The organism is Spirosoma sp. KNUC1025 (assembly GCF_045160025.1).
GTDB lineage: Bacteria > Bacteroidota > Bacteroidia > Cytophagales > Spirosomataceae > Spirosoma.
In genome coordinates, this window is sequence record NZ_CP087139.1 from 2,857,759 (window position 1) to 2,870,642 (window position 12,884).

Below are 12,884 nucleotides of genomic sequence, written 5' to 3' on the forward strand. Positions count from 1 at the left end.
CATTAAATTTGCCGAATATAGACCGAACGTATGGCAGAAGAAAAGTCAATGCGCCTAAGCCAAGTGGCAAAAATTCTCAACAAAGGCCTTTCCTCTGTTGCGAGTAGTCTGTCTGCCAAAGGGTTTAAGGTTGAAATTAATCCTAACACCAAAATCAACATGGAACAGTTGGAGGTGTTAGCGAAGGAATACAAATCAACGGAACTCCTGAGTGGAGCTCGCCGGACTGAACCGTCGGTTGCAGTCGCCGAGCCACCGCGTCGTCAGGAGGAGGATGTCGTTGCATGGCGTCGTGATGACGCGAGACGTCCAAATGTCGAGAATAAACCTGATTCAGCTCCGGCTGAACTGCCTAAAGTGGCTCCCGTAGAGCCCAAGCCAGCCCCGCAAACCGTTCAGACTGGTCTGCCGGGCTTAAAAGTGTTAGGTAAAATTGATTTGAATGCAAAGCCGACCCCTCCCCCAGCTCCGCAGCCTAAAGTTGCACCCGTGCAGGAAGTGAAGCCGGCTGAAACTGCCAATGTCAATAAATCAGAAGAAAGCCCACGTGTTGTTGATACGCCAAAACCTGTTGTACCACAACCACCAGTGGCTACTCAGCCGGTAGTAGAACCTGTAAAACCAGAAGAGCCTAAAACCGCTCCGGTTCAACCTGTTGCTGCTCCCGTTGATACAACGCCTGAAGGAAACCCCCAAGCCTGTTGCTGTACCAGTGCCAGTAGAACCCGCACCACCGGTTCAGGTTCCAGTAGCAAAAGCACCGGTTGAGCAACCTGCTGATCGTCAGGAAGCGCCTAAGCCAGCTGCTCCGGTTACGCCTGTGGCTTCTCAGCCAAAACAGGAAAATCGCCAGCCGGAAAACCGGCCAAATGCACGGCAGGACAATCGTCAGAATCCTCCGCAGCCTCAGGCTAAGCCAACACCTCGTGCGTCTACCGATGAAGAGAGTGTTCAGCCAACGGAAACGATTCGGGCGGCAGGTAGCCACCAACTGGGAGGTCTGAAAATTCTTGGAAAAATTGAGCTGCCTGTCAACAACCCTCGTCAGGGACAAGGTGGTGGAGGCAGCAACGCCGATAAGAAAAAGCGTAAGCGAATTCGTGGAGGCCGTGAAGGTGCTCTTGGCAGTACGACTCAGCCGAACCAGCAGGGTGGACAAAACCAGGGCGGCCAACGGGATAATAACAACCGTCCGGCTCGTGATGGCGATCGTGGTCCTGTAAATCGTGCTCAGGGTGACCGTACTCAGGGTGGTGGTCAGAACCAGGGTGGCCAACAACGGGACAATCATAACCGTCAGCAGCCACAGGGCGACCGCACTCAGGGTGCGAATACTAATGCCAACGCCAACGCTAACGCAAATACCGGCAACCGCACTGGTAATGCGCCAGCTTCAGATAACAACAATGCTAACCGGGGTGCTAATAACCGTTCCGGTGGGGGTGGTGGTGGCCGGGGCGGCAATCGTTCAGATCGTTCGGGCGGTAACCGTCGTGAAGCGCCAACCCAGGCCGACGTTCGGAAAGCTATCCAGCAAACGAACGCCCGAATGCAGGGTAATACGCCAAACCGGGGTGCCGATCGGCGTCGTGATCGTCGGAACCAGCGGGAAGAGGACCGTCGTCTGCTAAATGAACAGGAGGAACTGGAAGCAAAAACGCTGAAAGTTACCGAGTTCGTCTTGGCGAACGATCTGGCCTCGCTGATGGACGTATCGATCAACGAAGTTATCTCTGTCTGTCTGAACCTCGGTATGTTCGTATCGATCAACCAACGGTTGGATGCGGAAGCCATTACGGTTATTGCTGATGAATTTGGTTATGACGTACAATTTGTATCGGCCGAGGATGAAACCGAAGCGGGTATTGATGTAGATGCCGATGCACCAGAGGATCTTCAGCCACGGGCGCCAATTGTGACCATCATGGGTCACGTTGACCACGGTAAAACTTCGTTGCTAGATTACATCCGCCGGGCGAAAGTAGCGGCTGGTGAGGCAGGTGGTATTACGCAGCACATTGGTGCGTACAGCGTTAAAACTGCTGACGATCGAATGATTACGTTCCTGGATACGCCGGGTCACGAAGCCTTTACGGCCATGCGGGCACGGGGTGCTAAAGTAACGGACGTCGTTATTATTGTGATCGCTGCGGACGATAGTGTCATGCCACAGACCCGCGAGGCTATCAACCACGCTCAGGTTGCTGGTGTACCGATTGTATTCGCGTTCTCGAAAGTCGATAAGCCCGGTGCCGATGCTGAAAAAATCCGTGCAGAACTGGCCTCTATGAACCTTCTTGTCGAAGAGTGGGGTGGTAAATACCAGGCACAGGAAATTTCGTCCAAATCCGGTATGGGCGTAGATGAATTGCTTGAAAAAGTATTGCTTGAAGCAGAATTGCTTGAGCTGAAAGCTAACCCGGAACGTCGCGGATTGGGTACGGTAATCGAAGCCTCGCTGGATAAAGGACGGGGATACGTATCTACTGTACTTGTCGAGAATGGTACGCTTAGCCAGGGAGATATCATGCTGGTAGGCGCTCATTATGGACGCGTACGGGCCATGACCAACGACCGGGGCGAACGAATTAAACAGGCTGGCCCTGCTACGCCGGTACAGATTCTTGGCTTACCCGGTGCTCCACAGGCTGGCGATAAGTTCAACGTAATGGAAACGGAACGTGAGGCTCGTGAAATTGCAAACAAACGTGAGCAATTGCTACGTGAGCAAACGCTACGTACCCGCAAGCATATTACGCTGGAAGAAATTGGCCGCCGGAAAGCAATCGGTACGTTCAAAGAGCTGAATGTGATTGTGAAAGGTGATGTGGACGGTTCGGTAGAAGCCCTGTCGGATTCGTTGCTGCAATTGTCTACGGAAGAAGTTCAGGTGAATATCATCCACAAAGCCGTTGGGCAGATTTCAGAATCCGATGTTCTGCTGGCGTCAGCGTCCGATGCGGTTATTGTCGGCTTCCAGGTTCGTCCATCGTCGAGCGCCCGTAAACTAGCCGAGCAGGAGCAGATCGAAATCCGTCTCTACTCGATTATCTACGACGCGATCAACGAGGTGAAAGATGCCATGGAAGGCTTGCTGGCACCAACCGTTGAAGAAGTTATCGTGGGTAATATTGAGGTTCGTGACGTATTCAAGATCAGCAAAGTCGGTACGGTGGCCGGTTGCTACGTAACGGAAGGCACGATCAAACGGAACAACAAAATTCGGATCATTCGCGACTTTATCGTGATTCATACGGGCGAGATCAGTGCGCTGAAACGCTTCAAGGAAGATGTTAACGAAGTGAAGACTGGCTACGAATGTGGCTTGAGCATCCGAAACTTTAACGACATCGAAGTTGGCGACGTAATCGAAAGCTTCGAATTGAAAGAAGTAAAACGGACACTGTAATCCAGAGTCTTCTTTATAAAATTCAAGCCCCGTTCGGTTTTCCGAACGGGGCTTTTTTGTGCCTGTAATCAGACGTTTAGACCGATATTCTATTTTTTAAGGCACATAATTTACTGTATATAATTTTGTCCCTTATCTTTCAATTCAGTTGCCTTTCCTAAACGCATGAACTTGTATAAGCCGGGGCTTCATCTGCTATCCACCTTTGCTTCTTCGCCTGAACAGCTTACTGATGTACAGGCTTGTCGAATCACTTTTGATCAACTGATTGATTCGCTCAAGCTGACCAAAGTAGGTGAAGCCTATCACGTTTTTCCAAATGGAGGTTTTACAGCGGTGATCTGTCTGACAGAATCGCATGTGTCGATTCATACGTGGCCGGAACTGGGAATGGCGACGTTCGATGTGTTTCTGTCGAACTACCTGCACGATAATACGGACAAAGCCCGTCAGTTTTATGAGGATGTGCTGCTGTATTTTTCGGCGACCGAACTCTCTAAACACGAACTGACCCGATGACTAAGCTGACTTCCTCCGGTCAGGCTTCGCCACCGGCAACGCTCGACTGCCCCAAATGTCAGAATACAATCACGTACTACGACGTAACGGGAAGCTCGTATTACGGTTGTCCAAATTGTCATTCATTTTTCAAGTATGAATACGAGGGGCCCCCTGAAATTCTGACTACGTTCCAACTCAAAACCGTTAAACCGATTCTGGCGCTTGGTGCTGAAGGGTACCTAAATGGGCAGTTTGTACGCGTTACAGGGTTCATGCACAAGAAAGAAGCTGGTACGTCTTACGATTGGACAGAGTATATGCTTCTGCAACAGGATGGCAGCACAATCCAATTGTCTAATTATATAGGGCACTGGATGATTATTCGACCGATCGACCGAACGTACAAGCAATATCATACCAAGGGAAACGCCTATTACGTCGATACGGCCGAGCGGCAATATCGGCTATACAACCGCTACAAAGCAACGGTATTAAGCGCAGTTGGCGAATTTGACTGGAATATTCTGGACGATGAGAAACTAACTATCTCGGAGTATATCAATCCGCCTTATATGCTGATTGCGGAAGAATATGGCGACGTATCAGATTGGTATATAGCTCAGCACATTAATCAATCCGATATTCAAACGGCCTTTGGCCTGAATAAATATGCGCTTCCGGACGCTTACGGGATTGGTGCTGTTGAACCCGCCGATCCGGATGGCAAGTCGAAGGCTCTCTTTTCATTTACGGGAATAGCGATTGCCGCGATCATATTGTTTCAGATCCATATAGCCATTGTTAAGCCATCAAAACAACTGCTTAACGAATCGTACCAGACACAAGCGGATTCCGCGGGTAATTCAAAAACAATCGTTACGCCTTCTTTTGATATAAACGGCCCGACTGCCCTGAAATTTAACCTGTTTTCTGATCTGAATAATCAGTGGATTGAAGTACCCGTTACGCTCATCAATGAACAGTCTGGGCGTATCTATGAATTTACTAAAACACTGGAGTATTACTACGGGGTGGAGAGTGGCGAGAGCTGGTCGGAGGGGAGCCGGGATGAGGATGTAGTCTTATCCCGAATTCCGTCGGGTCGCTACCACTTGAATATATATCCAGCCAATGAACCCGGTCGGATGATAACGTTTCGCGTAAAAGTTGAACAGAACACCATGCTGACATCGAATCTGGTATTGATGCTGATGGTACTGGTTATTTACCCCGGTGTTGTTTTCTGGCGAAACCAATGGTATGAAAGCCGCCGGTGGAGTAATAGCGATTTTGCTGATAGTGAAGAATAACCCCTAGCTATGCTGAACGAATTTATTAAAATCAAGTACTATGTTGTGGCGGTCATTGTCGCCTTAGGCCTGTTTGTATGGGCAGGATTGTCGGGCACACGGCTTCTGGGCGACGATAAAGAAAAGACTGACAGTAAAAATAGTTACTACGGTAGTTCAGGGCGTTCTGGCGGACATGGCTATTCCCGTTTTTATCATAAATAATTCAAACCCTTACATGGAATACAAATACATCACGGCCTCTATCGTTTACTCGCTGATCGGTATCATCATCCTGATCATCTGCTTCGTGGCCATCGAGAAAATTGCGCCCGAAAATCTCTGGAAAAAGATTGTTGATGAGCAGAACGTTGCCCTGGCTATTCTGGCGGCAGCGTTTATGATCGCTGTTTCCATTATCATCAGTTCGGCCATTCATGGTTAGTCAGGAAAGGCAGGCCGTAACCAGCAAAGGACTAACCCCCCTGCACTGGCTGCTTCTGCTGTCGGTATTTGTTATTTCGACCTGCGGGCTGATCTATGAACTCGTAGCCGGTACGCTGGCGAGCTATCTGCTCGGCGATTCGGTAACGCAGTTCTCGACCATTATTGGCATATACCTGTTTTCGATGGGGATTGGGTCGTGGCTTTCCAAATACCTCGATGGCAATCTGCTCAAGTGGTTTATCCGGATTGAATTGCTGGTGGGAATCGTAGGCGGATGCAGTGCGCCCTTGTTGTTTGTCCTGTTCGAATACGTTGCTTCATTCCGGCTGGTACTTTATACGCTGGTTGGCTTAACGGGCATGCTGGTTGGCCTGGAAATTCCCCTGCTGATGCGCATCCTGGAAAATCAGCTGTCGTTCAAAGAGCTGGTATCGCGTGTCTTTACGTTCGACTACATTGGCGCGCTGCTGGCTTCACTAATCTTTCCCCTGCTACTTGTACCCTACCTGGGACTGATACGTACCTCCCTGTTTTTTGGCTTGCTGAACATTGGTATAGCCGGTTTTCTATTATATAGATTTTCTGATACCCGTTCGTTCCGATTCAGCTTTACGATAGCATTGATAGCGTCTCTGGCCCTACTGACGGCTGGTTTTGTGTATGCCGAGCAAATCATGACGTATGCCGAAGGGCTAACATTTCAGGATAAGGTCATCTATAGCAAAAGCACTCCTTATCAGCGGATTGTGCTGACACGTAACAATCGTGAACTACGGCTCTACCTGAACGGGAACCTACAGTTTAGCTCGGCCGACGAGTACCGCTATCACGAAGCGCTTATACACCCGGCCATGCAGGCCCGCCCTAAGGCTCGTCGGGTATTGGTGCTGGGCGGGGGTGATGGGCTGGCGGTACGTGAATTGTTGAAATACCCATCCGTACAGACAATCCGGCTGGTGGATCTGGACCCCGGTATGACTTCGCTGTTCAGGCAAAACAAAACGCTTCTCAGGTTGAATCAGGGCTCATTGCTGTCGTCGAAAGTGCAGGTGCTCAATAAAGACGCCTTTACGTGGATACGACAGGATACGGCGCATTATGATGTTGTGATTGTTGATTTTCCTGATCCGTCGAATTACTCGATTGGTAAACTGTACAGTGCCACATTTTACGCCGAGCTTGAAAAACGGCTGGCGCGTGATGGCCTGGTTGTGGTTCAGTCAACTTCGCCTTATGTAGCCCGGAAGTCGTTCTGGTGCATTCGAAATACACTGGCGTCTGTGGGCTTACAGACCATACCCTACCATACCTATGTGCCTTCTTTCGGGGAGTGGGGCTACGTACTGGCACTGCGAAATCACCATTGGCAGATAGGTGGGCCATTGCCTACTGGTCTGCGTTACGTCAATACCCAGACGATCCGGGACATGCTTTATTTTCCGCCCGACATGGCAGAAGTACCCACCGAAATCAATAAATTGAATAATCAGGTTCTGGTTCAGTCCTTTGAAGAAGAGTGGACACCGTATGGACAATAACACCGACCCAAATCCGGAATGGCTATCCAGCCGACGCGATTTTCTGATCCAGACAGGAGTTGGCGTTGCGGCTCTATTGACGGGAAACACAGGCTTATCTTCCTGTACCAGCAAACGATCAACAGCGCACATTCAGGGGGGTATGGCAGGGGCTAATCATCAGGCTGGACATAAACTAAGAGCTATTTCGGAGCTAGCTAAATTGCCCGTTACAGAGCGACTAACTACCGATGTACTCATTATTGGCGGTGGTGTTTCAGGGCTTTCGGCACGGCGATGGCTGCATCGGCAGGGTGTCCAGAACGTACTGCTGCTGGAAATGGACAAACAGACAGGGGGAAATGCGGCTTACGGCCAGAACTCAGTTTCTGCCTACCCGTTTGGGGCGCACTACTTGCCCATTCCCGACTTACGTGACGAAGAACTGATTCAATTTCTACAGGAAAGTAAGGTTATTACGGGTTTCGATACGCAGAAACGACCTGTTTACAACGATTATTTTTTGTGCCACGATCCGGAAGAACGATTGTTTATCAATGGTGTATGGCAGGAGGGTTTGGTTCCCGAAACAGGAATCAGTGAGGCTGACAGACAGCAGATAAGTCGTTTTTTTCAGCAGATAGAGGTGTATAAACAGGCGAAAGGGAGTGATGGGCGGGACGCCTTTGCTATTCCGCTCGATCGTTCCTCTGTCGATTCACAATTCCGAAAGCTGGATACCACCTCCTTTGCCCATTATCTCGATCAGGAGGGATTTACGTCACCGTACCTGCGCTGGTACCTGAACTATGGTTGTCGCGACGATTATGGCGCTACGCTGGAAACGACTTCAGCCTGGGCCGGTATTCATTACTTCGCATCCCGAAAAGGGCAGGCCGCGAACGCCGGTCCGTCATCAGTATTGACCTGGCCCCAAGGCAATGGTTTTCTGGCCGATCAGCTTCGCCATCAGTCCGATTCGCTCATACGTCAGAATTTCCTGGCCTATGAGGTTCAGCAAAGCGATTCAGGTGTGTTGGTGAAAGCTTGTGACGTATTGACGAACCAGGTGGTTCAGATTCAGGCTCAGCAGGTCATTGTGGCAACTCCGCAGTTTATTACCAGACACATTCTCCAGACAATGGCGCCCGAGCGTAGTCAATTGGCCGGATTTCAGTACGCGCCCTGGATGGTGGCTAATCTGACGATTTCGGGTTTGCCACAGGGACGGGGTATAGGATTGTGCTGGGACAACGTACTGTACAATATGCCCTCGGTTGGTTATATTTCGGCCAATCATCAGGACCTGCGCGACAGTTCGCAAAAAGTAATTACTGTTTACAAGCCTTTGACCGATGAGGCCCCGGATGTTGCCCGGCGAACGGCCTATTCCACTACGTACGAGCAATGGTTAACGCAGATTCTGGATGAACTTGAACTGGCTCACCCAGGCCTAACTTCCTTTGTTTCGCAGGCCGATGTATGGGTATGGGGGCACGGAATGATTGCGCCGACTCCCGGTTTTATCTGGGGAGCCGACCGGCAACAGGCCAGCCAGTCGATTGCTGGACGGGTTCATTTTGCGCACTCCGATTTGAGCGGCATTTCTATTTTTGAAGAAGCGTTTTATCAGGGCATCCGGGCGGCTCAGGAAGTAACGAAAATGGTATGAAACAACCCTGGATAAAAAACGCCCGGTTCGACGGCCTGTATATTCTGGCTCCTCCCTTTGTGGCTATGCTGATCGTCTGGCTATTGCCCGAACGATTCAAAACAACCGACGAAATGCCATTAATCGGCTGGGTAAGCCTGGTTGTTTTAATCGACGTAGCGCATGTGTATAGTACTTTATTCCGAACCTATCTCAATCCGGTTCGCTTTCGACAGCAACGATTTCTGTTTCTGATCATCCCGCTGGTCTGCTATCTGGCGGGCGTGTTGCTGCACACGATGAATGGGCTGTGGTTCTGGCGCTGTCTGGCGTATCTGGCGGTGTTCCATTTCGTTCGACAACAGTACGGCTTCTTACGGATTTATAGCCGAGCAGAGGTCCAGTCTGCCTGGATGACCCGGCTCGATACGTTTGTTATTTACAGTGCTACGTTATATCCCATTATCTGGTGGCACTTGAGTCCGGGACGAAATTTCAACTGGTTCGTCGATGGCGACTTTCTCCAAAATGAAGTGGATGGACTAAAAACCATCGCAACGGTCGTTTACTGGTTCGCACTGGTGCTGTATGTAAGCAAGGAGATCTGGTTGTACAGGCAACGTAATGAAATAAACGGGCCGCGTAATCTGCTGGTGATCGGTACTGCAACGCCCTGGTATCTGGGTATAATTCAGTTCAACGGTGATCTGGCCTTTACGATGCTGAATGTGGTATCGCACGGTATTCCGTATATCGCTCTGATCTGGGTGAGCGACCGGCCAGCGAAATCTTATGCAAAACTGCAGGGATGGCTGCTCACACCGTATTCATGGCTGTATTTCCTGGGATTTCTGTGTCTATTGGCGTATCTTGAAGAAGGATTGTGGGATGGCCTTGTCTGGCGCGAACACATGGTTGTTTTTGGCTGGTTTCGTTCGTTGCCTACCGTAACAGACCCGGTCGTACTGGCTTTTCTGGTTCCTCTGCTGGCACTCCCTCAAATGACGCATTACGTACTCGATGGCTTTATCTGGCGTCGCTCTAATAAGTTATGAAAATTCTGACCATTAGCGACCTTCACGGTCGAACTGTCTGGAAAGAAACCAATTTTGATACGTATGATCGTGTTATTTTTCTTGGTGATTATACAGACAGTTATGTTGTGGATGACGAAACCATCTACAACAATCTCTACGAGATCATTCAGCTCAAACGGAAAGCACGTAACAAATTTGTGTTGCTCATCGGTAATCACGATGCGCAATATTTACACTTCCCGAACTACCGTTGTTCAGGCTTTCGGGCCTGGGCGCAACCGTCGCTGAGCAATCTGTTTGCTAAATACGAATCCTTCTTTCAGATCGCACACCAGGAGAAAACGTATTTGTTTACACACGCTGGCGTAACCAACCGTTGGATGGCGCGGCTACTGGAAAAGACCGGGCGCGAGATGCCAGGCGTAACACCAGACTATAACCTGGCCGGGTTACTCAACGATATTCATCAGCAAACTATTCGTATTCAGAATTTATTGTTTGAAGTAGGGCCGAAGCGCGGAGGGTCAGATCTGTTCAGCGGGCCAGTATGGGCCGATCGATCCGAAACAAAAGCTGATTATCTGCCCGAGTTTCATCAGGTTGTCGGGCACACACCCATCGATGAGTTTACAACCTTTGGTGGGCAGGCCGGTTCTATTACGTATACAGACGTCCTGCAAACAAAAACGGCATTTTATGAAGTCGTAATCCCTGATTAACTTGGGCAGTAAAGAAACGAAAGAGCCTGTTCAGGTCGTTAAGAATAATACCTGATGGATTCTGACAACGCCCGACAACCCATTTGCCTGAATGACTTTCCTCTATCCTTCTTTTCTCTTTGGCTTGATGGCCGTTTCGGTTCCAATTGCCATCCATTTGTTTAATTTCCGACGGACACGGCGGGTATTTTTTACAAATGTCGCTTTGTTGCGTACCGTCCAGACCGAAACCAAATCGTTCAGGCGGTTGAAACATTGGCTTATTTTGGCCTGCCGCTGCTTGTTTCTAGCCTGTCTGGTACTGGCATTTGCGCAGCCGTTTATTCCCAGCAAAAATAAACTTGGTCTGTCGCGGCAGGGTGTAACCAGCCTGTATGTCGATAACTCGTTCAGTATGCAGAATGAGCGGAACACCAAACGGTATCTGGATATTGCCATCAGTAAACTGGATGAATTACTGACCTTGTTCCGCAACGCTACGTCTCTGCAACTGCTTACGAATGATTTCTCAACGGCCGAACAGCAGGCGGGTACTGCCGAATCTGTACGGGATCGGGTTACATCGATTCGGTTTGCGCATACGCCCCGAACGCTCGAAACCGTTTACCGACGGCAACGTAATCTGCTGAGTTCGTTGAATCCGTCAGGGGGCAATCAACTGTTCTGGTTCTCCGATTTTCAGAAAAGTACCGTTGGCGATCTTTCCCGTCTGAAAATTGATACAACAGACCGACTGTTTATTGTACCGCTGGATGCTCAGCCGACCAAGAACGTATATGTCGATTCGGTATGGCTTAGTACGCCCTTTATCCGAGAAATGCAGAATAACAGCCTGAACGTTAAGCTGAATAACGCGGGGCAGGAGAATGTGAAAAACCTTCCGATTCGGTTGTACCTGGACGATACGCAAACATCAACGGCAACAGCGACGTTGACACCAGGAGGATCGGCAACGGTTTCACTTAATTTCAACGTTACGTCGAAAGGGTACCACCGGGGCCGTATCGTTTTCGAAGATTACCCCATTACGTTCGACAACCAGTATTTCTTTGTTATTCAGGCTTCACCGGCTGTTCGCGTGCTGCATCTGTTCGAGCAGAAAGCTAGCTCTCCCAATCGCTCAACCGATTATATCGACGCCGTTTATTCGAATGATAGCCTGTTTGTTCGGCGGAGTTTCAATGCCCAGAATTTCGACGTGGGCCAGCTGAAAGAAACGGATTTGGTCGTGCTGGAAGGCGTTTCCGAAGTGAATGGGGCGTTACGTGCCGAATTGGAGCGGTTTGTACGGCAGGGTGGTAGTCTGGCAATTATCCCGCCCACGAATCCGGCGATTGCTTCCTATGGACCGTTTCTGCAGTCATTGGGCATTGGCAACGTTCAGGTGACGGCTACGTCGGCAGGCAACCCCACTACGTTGCCCATTGCTGATCCTGATCGTAAGAATCCGTTTTTTCAGGATGTTTTTCAACAAAATTATCAGGCCGAACCCCTGAATCTGCCAACGGCGTATCCGGTCTGGCGGTGGAGTGCGGGCGAACGGTTGCTTAGCCTGCGCGATGGCAGTCCATTACTAACGCAGTCGAAAGTGGGAAGTGATGCCCGTGGCAATGTGTATCTGCTGGCGAGTCCTCTTTCGGCAGCATACGGCAATCTGGCTGAACACGCTCTGTTTGTGCCGGTTATGTACAAAATGGCAGCACTGAGCGTTCGCCCCCAACGGACGGCATATTCCTTTGATGACAATCTGGTAACGATTCCGGTTAGTAATCCATCCGAGCGTTCGGTTTATAAATTGAAGCATGATAAGCTGGAAATCATTCCTGTACAGCGTATCGTCGGCAATCAACTGCTGCTTGAAATGCCAAAAAGTAATGAACTGGCAGTTGGGCAGGAAGTGGAAGCGGGTTATTATGAATTGCAGAACAGTCAGGGCAAAACAGAGCAGCTCCTGGCTTTCAATCACGGTAATCAGGAATCGGTCATGTCGTTTTATTCGGCCGACGAATTACGTCGGGCATTTGCCAATCAGCGGAACGTAGAGGTATTCGACAGCATTCAGGACGGCGATTTTGTGCAGGTACTGGAACAGGAAAATTTAGGGAAAAGTCTTTGGAAGTACTTCCTGCTGGGGGCTCTGGGATTCCTGCTTCTCGAAGTGGGGTTAGTGCGGTTTATGAAAGGCTAAAGAAGCGGTTGATTTTATAAAGTTGTCAGGGCTGGTGGCTGGGCGTCGCTGGTGGTGTCAGGCTCGAAAACCTGATACCACCAGCAACACCCAGCCACCAGCCCTGACAACTTCTTATTTTGTTGA

General features: G+C 49.8%; 11 protein-coding genes. All 11 read left to right on the plus strand.

The window, feature by feature from the left end; genetic code table 11:
* The first annotated feature begins 30 nt into the window (after positions 1–30).
* The 11 genes from LN737_RS12425 to LN737_RS12475 all read left to right on the plus strand — a co-directional run bounded on the left by LN737_RS12425 (position 31) and on the right by LN737_RS12475 (position 12,758).
* Positions 31–768, plus strand: coding sequence for a hypothetical protein (locus LN737_RS12425; RefSeq protein WP_405519262.1), 738 nt, complete (start codon positions 31–33; stop codon positions 766–768).
* Positions 713–3,409: a translation initiation factor IF-2 gene (infB, locus tag LN737_RS12430; RefSeq protein WP_405519264.1), complete on the plus strand. Its 2,697-nt coding sequence runs from the start codon at positions 713–715 to the stop codon at positions 3,407–3,409. Before LN737_RS12425 ends, infB begins: the two co-directional genes overlap by 56 nt.
* A 165-nt stretch (positions 3,410–3,574) precedes the next feature.
* Positions 3,575–3,928 (plus strand): S-adenosylmethionine decarboxylase, encoded by a 354-nt coding sequence (speD, locus tag LN737_RS12435; RefSeq protein WP_405519265.1) that lies wholly within the window; start codon positions 3,575–3,577, stop codon positions 3,926–3,928.
* Positions 3,925–5,220, plus strand: coding sequence for a DUF4178 domain-containing protein (locus LN737_RS12440; protein ID WP_405519267.1), 1,296 nt, complete (start codon positions 3,925–3,927; stop codon positions 5,218–5,220). The genes speD and LN737_RS12440 overlap by 4 nt, the downstream gene beginning before the upstream one ends.
* Before the next feature lie 9 nt (positions 5,221–5,229).
* Complete coding sequence (locus tag LN737_RS12445; protein ID WP_405519270.1) at positions 5,230–5,424, plus strand: hypothetical protein; 195 nt, start codon at positions 5,230–5,232, stop codon at positions 5,422–5,424.
* Between the two features lie 13 nt (positions 5,425–5,437).
* Entirely contained in the window at positions 5,438–5,644 is a 207-nt protein-coding gene (locus tag LN737_RS12450; RefSeq protein WP_405519272.1) for a DUF350 domain-containing protein, read from the plus strand.
* Positions 5,637–7,184, plus strand: a complete 1,548-nt coding sequence (locus LN737_RS12455) for a polyamine aminopropyltransferase (RefSeq protein ID WP_405519273.1) — start codon at positions 5,637–5,639, stop codon at positions 7,182–7,184. The genes LN737_RS12450 and LN737_RS12455 overlap by 8 nt, the downstream gene beginning before the upstream one ends.
* Entirely contained in the window at positions 7,174–8,835 is a 1,662-nt protein-coding gene (locus LN737_RS12460) for an NAD(P)/FAD-dependent oxidoreductase (protein ID WP_405519275.1), read from the plus strand. Before LN737_RS12455 ends, LN737_RS12460 begins: the two co-directional genes overlap by 11 nt.
* Positions 8,832–9,869 (plus strand): hypothetical protein, encoded by a 1,038-nt coding sequence (locus tag LN737_RS12465; protein WP_405519277.1) that lies wholly within the window; start codon positions 8,832–8,834, stop codon positions 9,867–9,869. The genes LN737_RS12460 and LN737_RS12465 overlap by 4 nt, the downstream gene beginning before the upstream one ends.
* On the plus strand, positions 9,866–10,570 hold the full coding sequence (locus LN737_RS12470; RefSeq protein ID WP_405519279.1) for a metallophosphoesterase: 705 nt from the start codon (positions 9,866–9,868) through the stop codon (positions 10,568–10,570). Before LN737_RS12465 ends, LN737_RS12470 begins: the two co-directional genes overlap by 4 nt.
* A 91-nt stretch (positions 10,571–10,661) precedes the next feature.
* Positions 10,662–12,758, plus strand: coding sequence for a BatA domain-containing protein (locus LN737_RS12475; protein ID WP_405519281.1), 2,097 nt, complete (start codon positions 10,662–10,664; stop codon positions 12,756–12,758).
* Positions 12,759–12,884 lie beyond the last annotated feature (126 nt).